Origin of the sequence: Halioxenophilus sp. WMMB6, assembly GCF_033283405.1 — a bacterium.
Lineage (GTDB): Bacteria > Pseudomonadota > Gammaproteobacteria > Pseudomonadales > Cellvibrionaceae > Halioxenophilus.
This window is the reverse complement of record NZ_JAWMQR010000001.1, coordinates 797,724-818,431: the sequence shown is the minus strand read 5'-3', so window position 1 is coordinate 818,431 and position 20,708 is coordinate 797,724. Positions and strand designations below refer to the sequence as shown.

Here is a 20,708-nt window from a genome sequence, read left to right as displayed (position 1 = left end):
AAAAGGGTGCACCGGAATGTGCACCTTTTTTATTGGCTTTGCAACGGCGGCAAATGCCAGTTCTATCTAGGAATTAAAATGTTACAAACATTTCGAGACAATCTAAAAGGCACTGTAGCTGTCTTTTTGGTCGTTCTAATTTGTATTCCTTTGGTTATCTTTGGAATCGACTCTCTCTTCAATACTAATCCCAATACTCAGGCTGTAGCAGAGGTTAACGGAGAGCCGATTAGTCAAGTTGACCTCGCTCGTGCTATCGAGCTTCAGCGCCGCCAATTGATGGCCCAATTCGGTTCCAGCTTACCCCCTGAGTTTTTGAGTGATGAGCGCCTGCGTGGGCCCGTATTGCAGTCATTAATTCAACGCGCTGCGTTATTGCAGGCAGCAGATAATGGTGGAATGGTCGCCGCCCAGGCAACACTTGATCAGATTGTGGTCAATAGCTCCGACTTCCAGGTTGGAGGGAAGTTTGATTCGCAGTTATACCAACAAGTCCTTCGCAGTGCTGGTTTTACCCATCAAACCTACCAAGATTTAATCGGCGCAGAAGTGTTACTTAATCAGTACGCTATTGGCGTTGGGCAATCCAATTTTGCTCTTCCCAACGAAGTGCATTTGGTATCTGCTCTTGGCTTGCAAACCCGTGATTTCGAGTATGTGAGTTTGGATCCGAACTCCGTTGCAGATCAGGTTACGGTAACTGAAGAACAGTTGCAGCAATATTATGATCAGCATCAAGATAGCTATCTAAAACCCGAAATGGTGACTTTGGAAGCTGTCGAGTTGGACGCTGAATATTTAGCTGAAAGTGTTTCGGTATCTGATGAGCAGATAAAAGAGCAATACGATCGAGCTGTTAAAGATTTCAAGTCAACTACACAGCGTCGCGCAGCCCACATTCTTTTTGATACCAGCTCTGATGATTATGAACAAAGACTGGCGGATGTGCAGAAAAAATTAGCTGAGGGTGAAGATTTTTCAGAGTTAGCCAAGCAGTATTCGGATGATTTTGGATCGCGTGAAACTGGCGGGGACGTAGGTTATTCCAGTGGTGAGCAGTTTGTTCCGGAATTCGAGCAGGCGCTGGCTCAGCTACAGGTGGGGCAGGTTTCAGAGCCGATAAAAACGGATTATGGTATCCACCTGATCAAGTTGGTTGATGTCTCTGAATCCTCTATGCCCACTTTGGATGAGATGCGATTGTCTCTGATAGAGAAAATAAAATCTGAAGAGGCCGACCGTATTTTTCTTGAGAAAAAATCTGATTTCGAAGATTTGACTTACAATGTTTCCGATTTGCAACCCGCCGCTACAGAGTTAGGGCTGTCGGTCGAAACGGTTGGGCCATCCTCACGCGCTACTGCCATCGGTATATTGGCTAATCCTCAGGTGAACGAAGCTGCCTTTTCTGATGAGCTTATTGAAAGCGGTCGCAGCAGTGACGTAATCGAGATTGATCCTTTGCATTTAGTCGTATTTCGAGTGGTGCAGCACCAGGCGGAATCCGTAAAACCCTTCTCGGAAGTACGCGATCAAGTGACGCTGGCAGTTACAGAAGATTTGGCGACAGTTTTGCTTGATGAAAGAGTTCAAAGTGCGCTTCAATCTTTGAAAGCCGGCACCTCTCTGGCCGATGTGGCCTCGTCCTTCGGTGTGGAAATAAATGCTTCGCTTGGCACTAAGCGACAGCAGCCCAGCCTGGATTCTGGATTGGTGGAGCATCTGTTCGCGATGCCTAAACCGCGCGCAGGCCGTGTTTTCGATAGCGTTGAAATGTCCGACGGGAAAATCGCGATTGTTTCCCTTTCTGCTGTTAACAGTGCGGATTTGAATAACATTAGTGAAGCCAACCAAAGTGCGGTCAATGTTCAATTGACGCAACTGCTTGGTAACTCTGATTTGGCTAATGTGCGTAAATTTGTTGTCGATAGCGCCGAGGTTACCAACGAATAATCCCGGTTACACAGCTCCTGATTTTAAATACCGCTGTAAATGCCGTGTCAAAAACAGACTGGCGCTGGCTACTAGCCGAAAGGTAGTAAGCTACCCACTAAGAATGCCCACCCAAATACCGGTGGGCATTTTTTTGATTGCTCAAAAGGTGGTGCCCCTTTTTTCGTGGTCTGATTAGTAGTAACCCTGAACGCCAATCGTCCTCCTTTCACTTCACTTCACTTCAAGACTACTAATTCAGCAATCTCACGAGTGGGATCAGCTTTCCGGTTGTTGGCGAATGTTTTTACTAGGAAAAAACGTAGATCGCATCTCTTGCTTTTGGTTATAGGGCTGCCTGTGCGGTTGTAATAAATAGGGTTGTGCTCTTACTGAGTAGGAATTCATTGATGGAGACTGGTGCTATATAACAAAAACGCTTTTATTTGAGGTTATTGGGGTTCAATTGTTATGAGTGTTTTGCTGTTTGTATGGCATAAGTATTTTATCCATCGATTATTCTTGTTGGTGCCTACAAAATCTCTGCCGGGTTCACATTATGAACTAGACTTAGTTCAAGTTAATTTCTGTAATCTATATTGGTAGGGATACGGCCTGCACTTAGGGGGTTAATTTAGGAATGAGCGGGACAAAATACTGGGTTGATCGTTTAAGTCGTGCTGAAGTACCTGTTATGGCGGTAATTGTTAAGCAATTACTGGAGCTTACCCACGATAGCGAAACCAGTGTTGCTCAACTTGCTGAGGTCATATTAAAAGACGCCAATTTAACATCGCAGATAATCAAAGTGGCCAATAGTGTCCACTATAATCCCAATGGCTTAAAAATAAGTACGGTAAGCCGAGCGATCGTGCTGCTCGGTTTTGATCAAATTCGCTCCATTTGTGTTTCCCTGATTGTCGTGGATAGCTTGCTCAAAGGGCGGGTGCGTCATCGACTTTTGGATTGCCTCGCGAAAAGTTTCCACAGTGCTAATCAAGCCAAGCAGCTCTGCACCAGTGATAAAGAGTCAGAGCAGGAAGAGGCGTTTATTGCAGGTTTACTCTTTCGATTGGGGGAGCTGGTCTTTTGGGCTTCTAATAGCCCGGAGGTCGACCAATTGGATGAGAGTATTGGCAATGGGGAGGTTGTCAAGGAGGCCTGCCAACGTATTTTAGGCACTAGTTTTATTCAGATTAGCCGCGGTTTGTGTGCCGCCTGGAAACTGGGGCCAACACTGTCCGATGCGCTATTACACAAGGAGACACCCTCATCTAGAGCCATAAATCTCGCCGCTTTGGTCGCCGAGTCAGCACCGAATGGATGGCACTGCAAAGAGATGGCAGAAATTATAGAGGAAGTTGCCAGGTTAAAAGGCTCATCTGCCAAATCGGCGTTGGCAGAGTGCAAAAGCGCCGCAGAACAAGCGATCAGCATGGCGGATACTTTTGGCGCCGGAAGGATCGCCCATTTAATCCCTGGTCCGCACCAAGTCTCCAGTGATAAGCCCAAAGAAGAGGCTCAGAAGGTACAGCTTGTTCCTGATCCGGCTCTGCAATTAAGCATATTGCGCGAGTTATCTTCGGCATTGCCCGAAATGGATCTGAATTCCGTATTTCAAATGGTGTTGGAAGGGTTACATCGTGGCGTGGGTATCGAGCGCGTGCTTATATGCCTGATCAGCCAAAATAAAATCTACGCTCGCTACCTGGTTGGTGATAAGTCCGATGGCTGGCGCGATCATATTCACTATGCCTTGGATGACGAAGATAACCTCCTGCATCTGGCCTATCGTAGTTCCTCTCCAGTATGGATAACCAATCCCAGTGATCGCCGGTTCGCCCAGTTCTATACGCCATCGATAAGAAAAATTATCGGTAAACACGCTACGTTTTTAGCCAATGTAAAGATACACGGTCGCCCAGTTGCCGTCTTTTACGTTGATAGAGCAGGCGGGGCTGTAGAGTTAAATCAGGAGCAGTTTGAGGGGTTTAAGCACTTTATTCAGCAGACTGAAATGTGCCTGCAAATCTTGTCACAAGCACGATAACCGCCGACACGTGCGCAACACCCACTGAGTTAGTTGGCATTGCGGACGTCGACAAAGAGCGTTAGAGAATCTCCCGGATGGAGATATTTTTTTCTGGCTACGGAATTCCAGCTCTGGATTTGGGAAACCGTTAAATTAAATTTACTGGCGATTCTCGCCAACGAGTCACCACTGCGCACCTGGTAGTGGATTTTACGTACCAAAGACTGGCTGGAGTTGGCGCTGCTTGCCAACGAGGTAGCCTTTTCCGGCTTCAACCAGACAACCAACTTTTTGCCAACCGGTAATGGGTCTGTTGGTGCCATCGCATTCCACTTGGCCAGCTCTCTTACACCCACTTCGTGTTGTCGGGCAATTTTCCAGAACGAATCACCATTTTGTGTGGTGTAGGTAATTTTGCGTAAGCTGCTTTCGTTACCTGGGCGTTTGCTCTGTCGCTGCAGCAGACGCTGGTCAACGCTGTAGGAGTACTCCTTGTCTGATGCCATGGCTACCGGAATCATTAAGGCATTTCCCGCCCGGATGAAATTGCCTTTTAAGCCGTTGACCGTTTTCAGTGTTGTGACATCGGTATCAAAGTGGTTGGCGATTGAGATCAGCGAATCACCATTTTTGATGGTGTAACGTTCCCAGCCAACGCGCTTGCCAGCATCCAGTTGAGACAGATTTTCGGTGAATACCGAGGCTTTCTCAATGGGAATCAGTAACTGATGTGGCCCCGTTGGGTCGGTTGCCCAGCGATTAAAGCCTGGGTTGAGCTTGTAGAGCTCGTCGATGGATATTTCAGCCAGCTCGGCAGCCTGTGCCAGGTCAATCTGCGAGCCGATAGGTACTTCTTGGAAGAATGGGCGATTATCCAGTGGCGCCAAGGTAATCTGGTAGGCTTCTGGGTTTTTGATTATCTTCGCCAGCGCTAACAGCTGGGGTACATAGGCGGCGGTCTCTTTGGGTAGTTTCAGGTTCCAGTAGTCATCACTTTTGCCCACTTTGCGATTGCGCTTCTGCGCCCGGCTAACGGTCCCTTCGCCAGAGTTATAGGCGGCCAGTGCTGCCAGCCAATCGCCATCAAAGTAACTGTTCAGGTAGCTCAAATATTTGATGGCCGCGCCAGTTGAGGCGACGATGTCTCGGCGGCCGTCATACCACCAGTTTTGTTTTAAGCCGTAGGCTTTAGCGGTGCCAGGTACAAATTGCCACATACCGGCGGCGCGGCCATGGGAATAGGCAAACGGATCAAACGCACTTTCAACAATCGGTAGCAGTGCCAGTTCCAGAGGCAAGCCCTGCTCTTCGAGTTGTGAGGCGATGTATTGCAGGTAAGGGGTCCCGCGCTCGGTGACTCTATCCAGGTAGGTTGGGTGTTTCTTGTACCAATCGACGTAGGTTTGGATGCGCTCGTGGTCTGTGTCGGGCAGGGCGAAGCCCTGGCGGAGGCGCTCCCACAAATCCACCTGATCGCTCAGGCTAAAATCGGCGTCTTCATACTCAACAATGTCGCAATGGTCTGCATTGGTTACTTCGCCCAAATTGACGTTATCGTATTGGGAGTCTGAAGCCAGTGAATTGCTGGAAGTCGGTGCGATAGAGGCTGTTTGTGTACTGCAGCCTGCGAGAAGCGTAAGGCCACCTAATGTGATGGTGAATAGAAACTTTCTTTTTAACATGGGTTGCGTCATTACCGTTTGGCGTATGGTTCCTTGTGAATCATTCCTGCTGGTCTGGTGTTTCAAATGCTCGCGCCAGGGTTGCTTGCCCATGAAACTGTTTATATTTCTAGAGGTATAACTAAGCAGCTGCTAATAACTCTAGGAATCTTAGAAAAGTGTCGCAGCTGAGTCAAATATAGCCCATTTTGTAGCCAACCACTTTTGGAAGATCCGGGCGGTTTGAGTGGTTTGTTAGGACGAAGTTTCCTTGTGGCTGGCTTTTATAGGCTCAAAAGTGATCTTTCCACTGCCGTATAGCTTTAAACACCTCATCTGGGCTGTCGTCTATAGCTCCATGTGCTCGCGCTATGGCAATAACTTGTGCCTGATCCCACCGCATAAACGGGTTGGTGACCAATTCATTGCCGATGGTTGAGGGTACTGTGGGCTGTCCCGATTCACGCTGCTCAGCTGCCCATTTGTATTTCAATTTTAAGTCGGCATTGGCCGGTTCTACCGCTTGTGCAAACTTCAAATTCGCTAGGGTGTACTCATGGGCGCAGTAAATTTTTGTGCCCGGGGCAAGTGAGCGGAACTGTTGTAGTGAAAGGCGCATCTGCGCTGCTGTACCTTCAAACAGTCTGCCGCAGCCACTTGAGAACAGGGTATCTCCGCAAAATAGGGAGGGTTGATCTTCAGACTTCAGAAGATAGGCGATGTGGTCGCTGGTGTGGCCGGGAACACCCAAAACATCGAATTGGCAGCTGGCCGAGAGGCTTAATGTCAGCCCCGGGGCGACCGCATTGGTGATCATGGTCACTCGGCTCGATTCAACCCCATAAATGGCGATCCCTGGGTAGGCGCGCATCAGCTTTTCGATACCACCAATATGGTCTGGGTGATGATGGGTTACCAAGATTCCCTTAAGGTTTGTGATGTTTCTACTGTGTAAATAGTTGATTACCGCATCGGCATCACCCGGGTCTACCAGCCAGGAGCAATTGGCGGATCGATCTTCTATCAACCAGATATAGTTGTCGGTGAAGGCGGGAATAGCGGTAATATTCAGAGTCTGCGGCTGGAGTGGAGTGCTTGCCTGGGTCATAATGTGTCGGCCTGCAAAGCTGAGTGAGTTAGATAGAAGCGTCTTTAGCAACGATGGTAATGGGGTATTTAATTCAGTCAACCATGACGCTTAAAGCTTCTTTGAATATTAACAATGAATGATAAAAACTTCTTCCGACAACAACGGCACCTGCTGCCTCCTGCTATGGTGGAAGCGCTTCGCAAAAACTTCGGTGTGGTCGATATCGAGGAGTTGGCACCCAGTTTAGAACAGTGGTTCGCAACACCCCTCGGCGCCTCGCTGCTGCAGGCCGAACAGGAGATGATCGATAAAGCTCTCAGCTATCTGTTCGGTTATCACTTGGTGCAACTCAGCGTCGTTCGGCGAGCCAAGTTGTACTCCAACAGCAAGATAAACCACTGTTTTGGCCTCCACCCCATGGGGGGGGATCAATCTATCTTTACCGGCCAATGCCAATTTGACCAACTGCCACTGGATAAGGCCTCAGTGGACGTGGCGCTGCTTCACCATGTTATCGATTTTGCCGCTCAGCCACATCGGTTACTGCGTGAGGTTGTGCGTGCTGTAGCCCCTCATGGCCATATTGTAATAGTGGGGTTCAACCCCCTGAGTCCGTTGGGGGTAAGCCGGATGTTTTCTCGCTATACCTTCCGTAAGCCATACCAAAGAAGCCATGCCATTCGGGTTGCTCGGGTTGTTGATTGGCTGCGGCTGCTTGATTGTGAGCCGGTAGGAATAGAGACAGGCTATTTTCGTATGCCGATCAACAGTCAATTCTTTATCGATAAGAGTCAATGGTTTGAGCCGCTGGGTGAGCATCTGCTGTCTCCTTTCGGTGGTTTTTACATGATCATCGCCCGGAAGGAGCAGGGGGCAGCTATTCCTATCAAGCCTCAATGGCAATCGGTAAATTCGATGAATGGCTTTAGTGTTAGTAAAGTGGCTTCGAAGGTCTCCCACGCAGCCAATCAGCCAGGTAAAATCCGCCCCTTTGTGCGCTCCGGAGGGCAGCATTGAAACAGGTTGAAATTTTCACAGATGGTGCCTGTCGTGGTAATCCAGGCCCCGGTGGCTGGGGAGCAGTGCTTCGATACCAGGGTAAGGAGAAGGGCATTTACGGTGGTGAGGCCAACACCACCAATAATCGTATGGAGTTGACCGCAGCCATCCAGGCGTTGTCGGCATTGAAAGAGACGTGTCAGGTGGACCTGACCACTGATTCCCAATATGTTCGTCAGGGTGTAACCGAGTGGATCCATAACTGGAAACGCAATGGCTGGAAAACCGCCAGTAAATCTGCGGTAAAGAATGCGGATCTTTGGCAGCAGCTCGATCAGCTGGTCGCCAGTCACCAAGTGCAGTGGCACTGGGTGAAGGGGCATGCCGGCCACAGAGAGAACGAAATGGCCGATGAGCTGGCGAACAAGGGTATTGATGAACTGCCCTAGAAGAACAGCCTTTCGATCAGATAGCTAAGTAGATTAACTTTGGAGCGAATGTGCGTCAGATAGTATTGGATACAGAAACCACCGGTATTGACCCCAAGCAGGGGCACCGGATTATTGAAATCGGTTGCGTAGAGCTGGTCGACCGCAAGCTCACTCACCGCCACTTTCACCAATATTTACAACCTGAGCGTGAGATCGAACAGGAAGCCATCGATGTACACGGTATCACCAATGAGTTTCTGGTGGATAAACCAAAATTCAGAGAGGTTGCCGCAGAATTTTTGGAGTTCGTTAAGGGTGGTCAACTGGTGATCCACAATGCGGCGTTCGACATTGGCTTTATCGATCACGAGTTTCGGCGCCTGGACCCGAATTTTAAATCGATAACCGAATTCTGTTCAGTGGTCGATACCCTCGCTCTGGCGAGGGAGAAGCATCCAGGGCAAAAGAATAATCTGGATGCGCTCTGTAAGCGTTACTTCGTTGATAACTCTGCCCGTGAACTACACGGCGCACTGCTCGATGCCGAGATTTTGGCCGATGTCTATCTGAATATGACTGGCGGACAAACCTCACTGGTGCTGAGTGCCCAGGAGGGGGAGGGCGGTGGTAATTCCGGCTCGGCTATCCGTCGGCTCTCTGTGGCCCGACAGCCTTTACCGGTGATCATGGCATCAGAGGCAGAGCTTAAAGAGCACGAACAGACACTGGATGTGATCGCCAAACGGTCGGGTGATGCAGTTGTTTGGCGTCAGTAATTGGGGATAGTGGATGGAGCAGCAACGGAGTGTTAATCGCTGCTGCTGCTGGCGGTGGTGGGTTTGGGTTCTAACACGGTGTGAATAACCGTATCGTATTCAAAATAGACGGTGTAGTCGTCGTAAACCCAGGTGTAGATGGGAGGGTCACCAACTGGCCCTTTGCGGCTGTTGGGGGAGCCGAAGTTTTTCTCCACATACTGTTTGTTCATTCCCAAGCTGGGCAGTGCTGTCGCTGCGCGGTCCAGGCCTTGCTCTCCAACGGGAATAATCACGGATTCCGCGCTTGCTAAAAGCGGTGCAGAGCAGGAGAGAATGCCGGTAAGGGCTGCCACGATTTTGATTGTTTTTTTCATCTGTATAGCTTTATTCATCGGTAGTGCTTTGGCTCTGATCCAAAGAGGTGGATTGTTAGAAATAAGCATTGGCTGAGGCTTAGCCGTGTGGCCATACGCAATATGCATCGTCGGATATCGGGTGCACAATAATTTGCCCCCCGGGGCTCACCCAATATTGCAACGCCAACGTCTAATCAAGCATAGCACGCCTTAATCGACAAAGATTGAGTAACCTGTATCATCCCTTCTGAAAAAGTAAGCAAATTGTATCCGCCAAGAGTCATTTTTCCTCACGGGGTGAACCTTCGGCCGCTAGATGGATCTGTTTCTCACTCCCTGGAATTGTAATCATTGATGTTATCTGAGCGACTGCCTCTGCCCCTGTTTATCGGTTTACGGTACCTGAAGGCCAAACGGCGCAATCAATTTATCTCCTTCGTTTCAATCTTCTCACTGGTGGGTATGGCCTTCGGCTGTTTTGCGTTGGTGGTCGTTTTGTCTGTCATGAATGGCTTTGACGACCAGATCAAGCGTCGCATCTTGAGCGTGGTACCCCACGGATTTATACAATCCGCCGATGGCGTTGCCGATTGGCAGGCATTGCAAAACGAGGTGGGCCAGGTGCCCGGGGTGGTGGCTAGCGCGCCCTTTATTCAGGGCTATGGCATGCTCAGCTATGGCTACGGTATTCAAGGAGTAGAAGTTCAGGGGGTGGACCCAGAGGCCGAGCAACAGGTCTCTGAAGTTACCGAACATATGCTGGTTGGCAGTCTCGAAGCTTTGCAGCCCGGCGAGTTTGGCATTGTGATTGGGCGGCTGCTGGCCAGATACCTGGGTGTGACCACCGGCGACAAGATACTGCTAGTTCTGCCGCAATTCAGCGTTACGCCTGCGGGTGTGTTTCCACGTCAGAAGCGGGTGACTGTGGTCGGGGTATTTGAGGTTGGCGCCAAGCAGGATCAAAGCCTGGCTCTGGTTAATCTTGAAGATGCCCAAAAATTGTATCGCACGCTGCAACCCGCGGATGGCCTGCGGGTTAGAACCGAAAATCTCTACACCGCCGGCGCCACCATGCAGCTCGTGAGTGAGAAGCTGGCCGCCAGCTATTCCCCTTCTATAACGGCGGTCGATTGGAGCCACACCCAAGGTGGCTTGTTTCGGGCAGTAAAAATGGAAAAGATCGTAGTCGGCTGCCTGTTGATGATTATCGTCGCTGTGGCTGCATTTAATATCGTTACCAGTTTGGTGTTGATGGTCTCTGATAAGCGCGCCAATATCGCCGTGCTCCGTACCATGGGTATGAGCCCACTGCAGGTGATGGCCGCCTTTGTGGTTCAAGGCAGCGCGGTCGGGGTGCTCGGTATTATCGTCGGGTCACTTTTGGGGAGCGTGGTTGCTATCTACATTGGCGATCTGGTGACCTTGGCCGAACGCTTATTTGGCACCCAGCTGTTTGACCCGAACGTCTATTTTGTATCCAAGCTGCCATCGGTGTGGCAGCTGTCGGATACGCTCTTTATCGCTGTTATGGGCCTCTTCATGAGCCTGTTGGCAACCCTCTACCCGGCTTATCAGGCTTCTCGTGTACAGCCTGCCGAAGCCCTTCGTTACGACTGACTACTCAATGAACCAACCAATGACTGCCACTTTTCACTCCTCCGACGCCGTTTTACGCTGTAAAGATCTGGTAAAGATCTACAAGCAGGGACCTTTAGAGGTACGTGTGCTCGATGGCGTGAATTTAACCATTGCTGCGGGGGAAACGGTGGCGATTGTTGGCGCCTCTGGAGCGGGTAAATCAACGCTGCTCAACTTATTGGGTGGGCTGGATCTACCCACCAGTGGTGAGGTTTTCCTACAGGGTAAGGCGTTAACCAAACTTAATGAGCGTGAACGCGGGCGGTTGCGCAATCAATTTATGGGTTTTGTTTACCAGTTCCATCACCTGCTGCCCGAGTTCAGCGCCTTGGAAAACGTGATGATGCCTCTGTTTATTGGCAAGGTTGGTCGGAGTGAAGCCAAACAACGAGCGCTCGCTATTTTGGAGCAGGTGGGGCTGGCGGCAAGGGTAGGGCATAAGCCGGCCGAGCTCTCTGGAGGGGAGCGCCAGCGGGTGGCCATTGCCCGTGCCCTGGTCACCAACCCCAGCTGTGTGTTTATGGATGAACCCACCGGCAACCTCGATACTCGTACCGCCCAATCTGTACAGGCGCTGATGATGTCTTTGAACGAGCAGCTGAGTACCAGTTTTGTCATCGTCACCCACGACGAACACTTGGCGCAGAGTATGGATCGCACCCTCTACCTGAGTGATGGCCGTCTAAATAGCCAGCTGAGTGTAGAGCCATGAGCCGCCGAACGGTCTCTCTGCCTTGGTTTGTTGGTCTGCGCTTTGGCGCCGCCGGCAAGCGCAGCCAGCTGATGGGGTTTATCTCTTCTATTTCCACTGCGGGTCTAGTGCTGGGCGTTGCCTTATTGGTGCTGGTGGTGGCGGTGATGAATGGCTTCGAGCGGGAGTTGCGCACCAAAATCTTATCGGTGGTGCCGCAGGTCTCTCTTTATCATCGGGAAGGAATTCGCGATTGGCCTAAAGCGATAGAAGAGATTAGCGCACTGCCGGCGGCCAAGTTGGCTGAGGCTGCAGCCCCCTTTGTACAGCTTGAGGGGCTTATCAACCAGGGTAAGCTGGTGCAACCGGTGCTCGTTTATGGCATCGATGACCAGTTGGAACCCGCCGTTTCGCATATTGAAGAGTTTATTGGTCTGGCCACCCTTAAACAGTTGCGTGATGAACCAGAAGCCATTGTGCTCGGTAAAGCGTTGGCGGAAAAGCTGGGCTTGGCGGTTGGCGACGGCCTCTCTTTGGTGGTGCCGAAACCCAATAGTGCAGGGCGTTCCGCGGGTGTTCGCTGGATGACGGTCATAGCGTTGCTGGATACCGGCACCGAGCTGGACCAATCCCTCGGCTTAATGGGGCTGCAGGCTGCCAGTGAGTTGGCGCCGGTTCCGGGCACGGTCTCGGGTATCCGCTTGCGGCTTTACGATCTGTTCGATGCCTCAGAGGTGACTAGCCGCCTGTTAAATCAACTACCCTATGGCTACTACGGCAGTAATTGGATGCGCACCCATGGCAACCTCTACCAGGCGGTGAAGATGTCCAGCAGCCTGGTTTGGCTGTTACTGGTGCTGATCATAGGAATCGCAGTATTTAACGTGGTCTCGACTCTGGTATTGGCGGTGGTGGAGAAGCAGAGCAACATCGCCATATTGCGTACCTTGGGTGCCAGCCCCGCGGAGATACTGGGGGTTTTCATGGTGCAGGGGTTGATGATTGGTGTGGTCGGCACACTGGTCGGCGTTGCTGTTGGCCTACTGCTGACCCAAGTGGCCGGGCAGGTGGTCAATGGGGTGGAGTGGCTGGTGGGCAGTAAACTGCTGACTTCTGAGATTTACCCTGTGAGTTATCTGCCCATCGACAACCGCTGGCAGGATGTGATTTCCATTGCCTTAACGGCGATAGTACTCAGTTTACTTGCGTCACTCTATCCAGCCTGGCGGGCGAGTCGTCTGCAACCGGCGGATGCTCTTCGTTACGATTAATCGAGCTATTTGGCACAATTCTCAGATTTGCCGCGTGCGCCCTGGGCTTCGGCCCGGCGTTTGCGCCTAAGATTCCAGTGGCGTACCACCTGCCAGCGCCAGAAGGCCTGGATTAACAGGTAGCCCAAAATACCACTCACCACACCCGTTAATAACGAGCCCACCAACAGCGGCGCCCAGATATTGGCCAGCTCTGTGGTTAGCCATTGCCAGCTCAACTCAATGTGAAACTTATTAACCGGGCTGTTCAGTATCCAGGTGCCCAGCTTGTAGGTGGAAAAGAAGATGGGTCCAAGGGTTAGCGGGTTGCTGATCCAGATTAGGGCAAAGGTGATGGGCAGGTTACAGCGGGCGAACCAGCAGCAGGCAGCGCCAATGGCCATCTGGCCAGGGACGGGTAGGAAGGCGATTGCCAGGCCAAAAAAAAAGGCCACAGAGACCGAGTGACGGTTCAAATGGAAGAGGTTTGGGTCGTGTAATAGATCGCCTAGAAAGGAAAACGCTTTGTTTTGCTTAAACTTGGTAGGGTCTGGCATCCAGCGTTTAAAGAGTTTGCGCGCCATTATTGGGCCGGTGGTCAACTGCGGGGGCGCGTATTATGCACTGATTTGGAAGCTATCTCTAGAATAAAGCGGTCTGCGCCTGGCATTTTCAGCACCCCTGCCACACTAGGGGATAGGGGCCCGGATAAGTGGTGTGATTGGGCGCATTGATCTCCAATTCACTGTTACGGGCTGGGATGAAACCGTTTCTGGCAACCTTCGCCACCGCACTGATTTTAGTCAGTTACCTACCTTTTTTACCTGATGCCATCACCGCCCTTGGTGCCAGCGGCCTCTTGTTGCTGTTGTTGGCTTTTGCGCTTAGGAGCCATCTTAATCCCAGGGCTTGCTCCCTTGTTACCGCTATGCTGAGCGCCGCTGCCCTGGCGTTGCCGACGGCAATGTGGTTGGGCAACCAGTTGTTACAGCGCCAATTGGACGGCGAGCTTGAGGGTCAGTGGTTATGGCTGGAAGGGGTGGTAACTGGCATGCCCGAGTCCGACACGTCGACCGGCCTGGTTGCCAAGGGCGAAGTACCGCTCCAGCGGCGGCAATTTGACTTTCGGGTTCGTTCCGCAGGGCGGGTGACGACGGAGGGGGATCAGTCGTGCCCGTCTGAGCAGACAAACCTGGGGCAAGAGCCGTTAAATCGGGCAGTGGTCGACTTACACGGCAAAACCCGGTTGAGCTGGTATGTGGCTCCGTCAGAGCCCGGGCCCATCGAGGAGTGGCTATCTCCAGGCAGTGTGTTGTGCCTGGTGGTTAAATTAAGGCGCCCGCGAGGCTTGGTGAACCCAGCTGGTTTCGATTATCAGCGTTACCTGTTAAGTGCCGGCTATCGGGCCGTGGGCTATGTGAAGGTGGGCCATAAGCTAGGCGAAATCACCAGCCTGCCAATATGGTTCGACCGCCAGCGGGTAAAGCAGAGTGGTTATTTCCGTATGCGTCTGGCTAATGAGGCGAGCCTGGGTGCGGTTCTGGCTCTGGCCATTGGTGACCGCAGCCTGATAACGGAGCCACAGTGGCAGCTGTTGCGGCAGAGCGGCACTATGCATTTGTTGGTGGTCTCCGGGCTCCATATCAGTCTGGCCGCTGGCTTCGGCTTTCTTATCGGTGGTCTGCTTGCCCGCGGGCTCAGCCTGCGCAGCCAACGTTTTAATCCCTGGTTACCGGCACTGCTTTCTATGCTTTTTGCCTGCCTTTACGCGGGCTTGGCAGGCTTTACGCTCCCGACCCAACGGGCCATGGTTATGGCGTTAGTGGCCAACCTATTCTGGTTATTGGGTTGGCAGCGGCAACCCTGGCTCGGCTTCTGGCTGGCGATGGTCTTGGTGCTGTTGATCGATCCTTTGGCCGGTCACGGGGCCGGTTTTTGGCTCTCCTTCGCAGTGGTTGGCGTGATTCTGGCGGTACAACCCATCGCACAGCACTCTGCCAGCTGGCTGGCAATCAGCCGGGTACAGTGGAAAATCTTTATCGGCATGTTACTGCCCTTGGCACTGACTACTGGTTCGGTCAGTATCTGGGCGCCGCTAGTGAATCTCCTGGCAGTGCCTTTTATCTCTCTGGTCACCGTGCCTGCCGTGCTTTTAACTTTGGCAGGGGCGATGATTGATCTTCTACAGCCCCTGACCGACGCCACTCTAACAATTGCCCACTGGAGCCTCGATCTCTTCTGGTGGGTATTGGCCCTGCTGCCCTACACCGCCGGCGAAGCGCCCGCAGTGGCAACTTTAACAATCACTGCCGGGTTGTGGGCGCTCCTCCTGTTGGCCACGGTCGGGCTGGTGGCTCCCGCCATGCCTTTGACTTTACGCGCGCTGTTGGTTGGTGCTAGCGCGCTGGTGCTGTTGGTGCCGAGGTCGCCCAAAGCGGCAGTCGAGGTTACCGTGCTTGATGTTGGCCAGGGATTAGCCACAGTTGTTCGAGTGGGGGAGAGCACCCTCGTCTACGACACAGGCCCAAGTTTCAGTGACCATTTCGAGGCCGCGGGGGAGGTTCTGACGCCCTACCTAAAGGCACTTGGAGTAGAAACAATCGATACGCTGATTATCAGCCACGGCGATAGCGACCACGCTTCGGGATTGGCTGGGCTTAGTAAGAGCTTCTCAATTGGTGCTGTCTACAGCGGCCAACCCGGCCGGCTCCCGATTCCCGCTGAGCCGTGCCATGCGGGGGTGGGGTGGCAGTGGCAAGGTGTTAGCGCTGAGTTTATCTGGCCTGAGGAAAACACCCCTGCCATGGCGGTGAGCGCCAATGATCAATCCTGTGTGCTGCTGCTTAGCTGGCAGGATCAAAGGGTGTTGTTTACCGGCGATATCAGCAAAGCCGTAGAGTGGCCGTTGTCAGAACACTTTGCCAGGCCGGTGCAACTGTTGGTGGCACCCCATCACGGCTCGAAAACATCTTCAAGCTACCGATTTATTCAGGCATTTGCACCGCACCATGTGATTTTCAGTACTGGCTACCATAATGGTTATGGTCACCCCAATAGTGCGGTACTGGCCCGCTATACCGAACTCATCAATCCGGTGATCTGGAACACCGCCGACGACGGTGCGATTCTGGCGCAGTGGGACGCGAGCGGGCAGTTAACGGTTACCGGTTGGCGAGAACTGCACCGCCGTTATTGGTTTTGAGGGTTGCTCCTCTGGGCGCCCGGTTTTTGATGTGCTACAGTTCGGCCACATTTTTTTGGCCGTGTGGCCAAAGCCAACAATTTGTTTTACAAAGAAATTTTGCTCTATACAGGGGTGCTGATTGATCACCGGTGCCCACTGCAGAAGGAGAGATGCGTGTTCGAGATTATTGCTGCCGGCGGTTGGTTGATGCTACCGATCATTATCTGTTCTTTGGCGGTGGTTGGCATAACCCTGGAGCGTTACTGGACGCTTAACCCGCAAAAAATTGCCCCGAAAAGCCTGTTGGGCGAGGTGTGGAGCAGCATCCGTGCCAAGCAGTTGGATGCTGATGCACTCAAGAAGTTGAAGCAGGGCTCAGCCCTTGGCGCCATTCTGGCAGCTGGTATTATCAACTCCCGCCATGGCCGCGATGTTATGAAAGACAGCATCGAAGAGGCGGCCAACGGTGTTATTCACGAGTTGGAACGCTACCTATCGGTGTTGGGCACCATCGCCGCGATCGCCCCGCTGCTTGGACTTTTGGGGACAGTATTCGGCATGATTTCGGTGTTTACCGCCATTATGGTGCAGGGCACCGGCAATGCCGGCGCACTGGCCGGCGGTATCTCAGAAGCACTGATCACCACGGCCGCCGGTCTGTGTGTGGCTATTCCGGCGATGATGGCCCACCGTTTCTTCCAACGCCGCATCGACTCATTGGTGGTTACCATGGAGCAGGAGGCGGTGAAATTGGTGGATGCCATTCACGGCGATCGCAAAGTTGATGTAAAAGTGGTTTGAGGCGCGGTTAACACGTGAAATTTAAACGCCAAAACCGCGAAGAGGACAGCATCAACCTCACTCCGCTGATTGATGTGGTATTCCTGCTGCTTATCTTTTTTATGGTGTCGACCACCTTCACCAAGGAGACGCACCTCACGGTCGATCTCCCCGAGGCGGTTGCCAACCCCTCCACCGATCAACCCAAGCAGATTGATGTGGTTATCGCGCGCGATGGTACCTTCTCCGTTAACGGTAGCGTGCTGGTGAATCGCAAAATCGATACGCTGCGGCGCGCGATTACTGAGGTGGCGGAGGGGGATAACACCCGGCCGTTGATCATCACTGCCGACTCCAACACCCCTCATCAGGCGGTGGTTACCGTGATGGATGTAGCCGGTCGTTTAGGGTTCGTGCACCTCAGTATTGCCACCAAACAGCCGGTTGATCCTGACGCTGCGGCGGATCAATGATCAGTCGGCGTGGCTAATTCAAAATTCCAAAAGGCGGTTGAGCGTGCCTGGTATTCGCCAGGCGCCTCCTGGACCCTCGCTCTGTGGCCGCTGGAACTCCTCTATAAAGCTATCGTCGCTCGCCGTCTCTTGCGAAAGCGCCCCTCATCCGCAGGCCCAGCCGTGGTGGTGGTGGGCAACTTGACGGTGGGTGGCGTTGGCAAAACACCGGTGGTGGCGGCGTTGTGTGAGTGGCTGCAAGGTCAGGGGCTCTCTGCGGGGATTATTACGCGGGGTTACGGAGGGCGTAATGGTCACTATCCTTTGGCCGTCACCGCCAACACACCAGTCGCTGAATGCGGGGATGAGGCATTATTGCTGCATCTAAGAACCGGAGCTCCAGTGGTGGTTGACCCCAATCGGGTGGCGGCACTCAACCATCTGGTGCAAACCTATCAGGTCGATGTTGTCATCAGCGATGACGGACTCCAGCACTACCCGTTGCCACGGGATGTGGAAATTGTGGTTGTCGATGGTAGCCGCCAGTTTGGCAATGGCCATTGTCTGCCGGTTGGTCCTTTGCGGGAGCCTGTTGGCAGGCTGAATTGCGTAGACCTTATTCTGCAAAATGGTAGGGGGTTAGGCCCGGTGCTTCCTGGCGCTATGGTGTTTGATCTGCAGCCGGACGCTTGGCTAAATGTGCAGACGGGCCAAGCGCTGGCACTTAACAGCTTCGATCGTTCGGTGAGTTACCAGGCCGTGGCCGGCATTGGCAACCCGGCGCGATTTTTCGCCTCGCTCAATGAGTTAGGGGTGCGTTATTCCGCCCATGAGTTTGGTGATCACCACCTCTTTACGCCAATGGACCTGCAGGCTTTAGGTGACGAGCCGATTGTAATGACAGAAAAAGACGCGGTTAAATGTCGCTCTTTCGCACAGGCCCACTGGTGGTATCTTAAGGTCTCGGCGCAGCTGCCGGCAGCGTTTACCGAGCAGTTGGCCAAGCGGTTGACGCATCGTTTAGGCTCCAGTAACGCCTGACAAATAACTTTCAAAGTACTTCTTAACTGATTGATTAATAAAACATGTCTTTCTCAATTATTATCCCTGCGCGCTACTCGTCCAGTCGCCTGCCGGCCAAGCCTTTAAAAGATATTGCCGGTAAACCCATGATTCAGCGCGTATATGAGCAGGCGCTGCTCTCCGAGGCGGATCAGGTCTATGTGGCTACCGATGATGACCGCATTGTCGAAGTGGTACAGGGCTTTAATGGCAATGTACTGCTCACAGATAGTGGCCACCCCTCTGGCACCGATCGCCTGCAGCAGGCCGCCAGTTTACTTGGCCTTGGTGAGGAGGAGATCCTGGTCAATGTGCAGGGTGATGAGCCACTGATTCCGCCCTCGGTGATTAATCAGGTGGCTGCCAATCTATCGTTACATCAGGCCGCCAGTGCTGCGACACTGTGCGAAGACATCGAAAGCATGGCGGACTTTGAAAACCCCAATATTGTTAAAGTGGTGAGCGACAGTCAGTCGATGGCGCTCTATTTCAGCCGGGCGCCGATTCCCTGGCCACGAGATGCCTTTGCACAAAAACCACGGCAAATGCCCGAAGGCCATCCCTGCCATCGTCATATTGGTATCTACGCCTATCGCGTGGGGCTGTTGAATCAATTTGTTCGTTGGCAAGCCGCACCGTTGGAGGGCGTGGAGAGTTTGGAGCAGCTGCGAATATTGCACCACGGTGCCAAAATTCACGTGGCTGTAGCCTGCGATCTGGTGCCCGGAGGCGTGGATACAGAAGAGGATCTTGCCAAGGTGCGCGCGCGCTTTGCCAGCAACCCGGCCAGCGCTAGCTAAGGGGGTTCCATGAGTGTTTCGGTCCTGTTTGTCTGTTTGGGTAATATCTGCCGCTCACCCACTGCCGAGGGTGTTTTCCGCCATATCGTGGCGCGTGACCCGTTAGCGAGTGAACTTGGTATCGAAATAGATTCCGCTGGAACCGGTGGCTGGCATGTTGGCAGTGCGCCAGATGCCCGTTCACAGGCGGCTGCTGCCACCCGAGGCTATGATCTAAGCCCTCTGCGTGCACGCCAGGTGGCCGAGAGCGACTTCAAACGTTTCAATTTTATCCTGGCGATGGACCGCGATAATTTGCGGGACTTGAACGCCATGGCCGAGGCCCGCGAGTATCCCGGTCATCTCGGTCTGTTGCTGGATTTCGGCGGCAGTAAAATAAAAGACGTTCCCGATCCCTACTACGGGGGGGATAACGGCTTTTATCAGGTGCTCGATTTGATCGAGGTTGCCTCTGCAAACCTGCTCCAGCACATCATCCAATGCCATGGCCGATAATGTCTTTTGAAGCCTCTCATCCTCCAGCTTTAGAGCGCTCCAAGTCACTGCGGCGCTACAACACCCTGCAACTGGACGCGACTGCCGAATACTTCGTCGAAGTCACCAGCCTACAACAACTTCAGCAGTTACTCGGCGCGTCGCCTGCCCCGCTGGCATTGGTGTTGGGTGGCGGTAGTAACGTTGTTTTGACCAGTGATATCCCTGGTTTGGTGGTGTTGAATCGCATTTTGGGCAAGCAAGTAGTTGCAGAGAGCGACACTCATCTGGAGTTGGTAGTTGGCGCCGGCGAAAACTGGGATGAGCTGGTGCGTTACTGCGTTGAGCGTGATCTTTGGGGTATCGAGAATTTAGGGTTGATTCCCGGGACCGTCGGTGCGGCACCCATTCAGAACATTGGTGCCTATGGCGTCGAGCTTGAATCGGTACTCTTGTGGCTTGATGCGTTCAACACTGAAACCGGTGAGCTGTGCCGATTTTCACGTGCAACTTGTCGATTCGGCTATCGTCACAGCCTGTTTAAAGAGGCAGATGGCCGGAAGTTCATTATTACCCAGGTGGCATTTGGTTTGAGTAAAGAGCCAATACCGCAGCTCAGTTATGGTGAACTGGCACAAAAATATGAAAATATTGATAGTAAGGATATAAAGGCGTTATCTGTCTATCAGTCCATTTGTGATATCCGCCGGGCTAAACTGCCGGATCCTCTGCATACTCCCAACGTTGGCAGTTTTTTTAAGAACCCGATTATCGAGCCACACCTATTCGCTGATCTGCTGCGGCAATACCCATCGATTCCCCATTATCTGACGGCCGATGGCGCTATTAAATTAGCTGCCGGTTGGTTGATCGACAAAGCTGGATGGAAAGGTAAGCGGGTCGGCGCCGTGGGGGTTCACGATCGCCAGGCTCTGGTGTTAATCAATCCGGGTTTGGGGAGTGCCCGTGAGGTATTGGATTTGGCGCAGAAAATTGTGGCTGATGTAGAGCGTCAATTTGGCATTGCCCTGGAGGTTGAGCCAACGATTTATCCACCAGCCAGAGATAGCTTAAGAGTGGTACCGATCGCTCCGTTAACCGAGGGGTAGGGCATCCGC

19 protein-coding genes are annotated in these 20,708 nt (G+C 52.6%); 15 read left to right on the top strand and 4 right to left on the bottom strand.

The genetic code is table 11. The features are described 5' to 3' along the window. The first annotated feature begins 78 nt into the window (after positions 1-78). Both SBL51_RS03480 and SBL51_RS03475 read left to right on the top strand, forming a co-directional pair. Complete coding sequence (locus SBL51_RS03480) at positions 79-1,953, top strand: SurA N-terminal domain-containing protein (RefSeq protein WP_317929211.1); 1,875 nt, start codon at positions 79-81, stop codon at positions 1,951-1,953. 619 nt (positions 1,954-2,572) lie between these two features. Continuing rightward, positions 2,573-3,982 (top strand): HDOD domain-containing protein, encoded by a 1,410-nt coding sequence (locus SBL51_RS03475; RefSeq protein ID WP_317929208.1) that lies wholly within the window; start codon positions 2,573-2,575, stop codon positions 3,980-3,982. A 29-nt stretch (positions 3,983-4,011) separates the two neighbouring features. On the opposite strand, the gene SBL51_RS03470 is transcribed toward SBL51_RS03475, so the two are convergent. After that, a complete protein-coding gene (locus SBL51_RS03470) occupies positions 4,012-5,646 on the bottom strand; it encodes a LysM peptidoglycan-binding domain-containing protein (protein WP_317929206.1) in 1,635 nt (544 codons plus the stop codon). A gap of 271 nt (positions 5,647-5,917) precedes the next feature. Then, complete coding sequence (gloB, locus tag SBL51_RS03465) at positions 5,918-6,733, bottom strand: hydroxyacylglutathione hydrolase (protein WP_317929204.1); 816 nt, start codon at positions 6,731-6,733, stop codon at positions 5,918-5,920. Between the two features lie 114 nt (positions 6,734-6,847). Here gloB and SBL51_RS03460 point away from each other — a divergent pair, with 114 nt between their 5' ends. Genes SBL51_RS03460 through dnaQ form a run of 3 tightly spaced genes read left to right on the top strand, consistent with a single transcriptional unit; the run spans position 6,848 to position 8,921 of the window. Beyond that, positions 6,848-7,732, top strand: coding sequence for a class I SAM-dependent methyltransferase (locus SBL51_RS03460; protein ID WP_317929203.1), 885 nt, complete (start codon positions 6,848-6,850; stop codon positions 7,730-7,732). After that, complete coding sequence (gene rnhA / locus SBL51_RS03455; RefSeq protein ID WP_317929201.1) at positions 7,729-8,163, top strand: ribonuclease HI; 435 nt, start codon at positions 7,729-7,731, stop codon at positions 8,161-8,163. The genes SBL51_RS03460 and rnhA overlap by 4 nt, the downstream gene beginning before the upstream one ends. Before the next feature lie 50 nt (positions 8,164-8,213). Further along, positions 8,214-8,921: a DNA polymerase III subunit epsilon gene (gene dnaQ, locus SBL51_RS03450; RefSeq protein WP_317929200.1), complete on the top strand. Its 708-nt coding sequence runs from the start codon at positions 8,214-8,216 to the stop codon at positions 8,919-8,921. A 32-nt stretch (positions 8,922-8,953) separates the two neighbouring features. Here the strand turns inward: dnaQ and SBL51_RS03445 are convergent, their stop codons facing one another. Continuing rightward, positions 8,954-9,277, bottom strand: coding sequence for a hypothetical protein (locus SBL51_RS03445; RefSeq protein WP_317929198.1), 324 nt, complete (start codon positions 9,275-9,277; stop codon positions 8,954-8,956). A gap of 336 nt (positions 9,278-9,613) precedes the next feature. On the opposite strand from SBL51_RS03445, the gene SBL51_RS03440 reads away from it, so the two are divergent. From SBL51_RS03440 to SBL51_RS03430, 3 genes are read left to right on the top strand one after another with little or no spacing between them, the layout of a single operon-like run. Continuing rightward, complete coding sequence (locus SBL51_RS03440; RefSeq protein ID WP_317929195.1) at positions 9,614-10,876, top strand: lipoprotein-releasing ABC transporter permease subunit; 1,263 nt, start codon at positions 9,614-9,616, stop codon at positions 10,874-10,876. A 19-nt stretch (positions 10,877-10,895) separates the two neighbouring features. Beyond that, positions 10,896-11,609, top strand: coding sequence for a lipoprotein-releasing ABC transporter ATP-binding protein LolD (gene lolD / locus SBL51_RS03435; RefSeq protein ID WP_317929193.1), 714 nt, complete (start codon positions 10,896-10,898; stop codon positions 11,607-11,609). Continuing rightward, positions 11,606-12,859, top strand: a complete 1,254-nt coding sequence (locus SBL51_RS03430; RefSeq protein ID WP_317929191.1) for a lipoprotein-releasing ABC transporter permease subunit — start codon at positions 11,606-11,608, stop codon at positions 12,857-12,859. Before lolD ends, SBL51_RS03430 begins: the two co-directional genes overlap by 4 nt. Before the next feature lie 5 nt (positions 12,860-12,864). Here the strand turns inward: SBL51_RS03430 and SBL51_RS03425 are convergent, their stop codons facing one another. After that, entirely contained in the window at positions 12,865-13,422 is a 558-nt protein-coding gene (locus SBL51_RS03425) for a DUF2062 domain-containing protein (protein ID WP_317929189.1), read from the bottom strand. A 176-nt stretch (positions 13,423-13,598) separates the two neighbouring features. Here SBL51_RS03425 and SBL51_RS03420 point away from each other — a divergent pair, with 176 nt between their 5' ends. From SBL51_RS03420 to murB, 7 genes are all read left to right on the top strand, one after another. After that, a complete protein-coding gene (locus SBL51_RS03420; RefSeq protein ID WP_317929186.1) occupies positions 13,599-16,040 on the top strand; it encodes a DNA internalization-related competence protein ComEC/Rec2 in 2,442 nt (813 codons plus the stop codon). Between the two features lie 189 nt (positions 16,041-16,229). Continuing rightward, positions 16,230-16,823 carry a MotA/TolQ/ExbB proton channel family protein gene (locus SBL51_RS03415; protein WP_411860460.1) on the top strand — a complete coding sequence of 198 codons (594 nt, stop codon included), beginning with the start codon at positions 16,230-16,232 and terminating at the stop codon, positions 16,821-16,823. A 14-nt stretch (positions 16,824-16,837) separates the two neighbouring features. Further along, positions 16,838-17,275: a biopolymer transporter ExbD gene (locus tag SBL51_RS03410; protein WP_317929184.1), complete on the top strand. Its 438-nt coding sequence runs from the start codon at positions 16,838-16,840 to the stop codon at positions 17,273-17,275. A 9-nt stretch (positions 17,276-17,284) separates the two neighbouring features. After that, positions 17,285-18,295 (top strand): tetraacyldisaccharide 4'-kinase, encoded by a 1,011-nt coding sequence (gene lpxK, locus SBL51_RS03405; RefSeq protein ID WP_317929183.1) that lies wholly within the window; start codon positions 17,285-17,287, stop codon positions 18,293-18,295. 44 nt (positions 18,296-18,339) lie between these two features. Beyond that, positions 18,340-19,116 (top strand): 3-deoxy-manno-octulosonate cytidylyltransferase, encoded by a 777-nt coding sequence (gene kdsB / locus SBL51_RS03400; protein WP_317929182.1) that lies wholly within the window; start codon positions 18,340-18,342, stop codon positions 19,114-19,116. 9 nt (positions 19,117-19,125) lie between these two features. Further along, entirely contained in the window at positions 19,126-19,611 is a 486-nt protein-coding gene (locus tag SBL51_RS03395) for a low molecular weight protein-tyrosine-phosphatase (RefSeq protein WP_317929181.1), read from the top strand. Then, positions 19,611-20,699, top strand: a complete 1,089-nt coding sequence (gene murB, locus SBL51_RS03390) for a UDP-N-acetylmuramate dehydrogenase (RefSeq protein WP_317929180.1) — start codon at positions 19,611-19,613, stop codon at positions 20,697-20,699. The genes SBL51_RS03395 and murB overlap by 1 nt, the downstream gene beginning before the upstream one ends. The last annotated feature ends 9 nt before the right edge of the window (positions 20,700-20,708 follow it).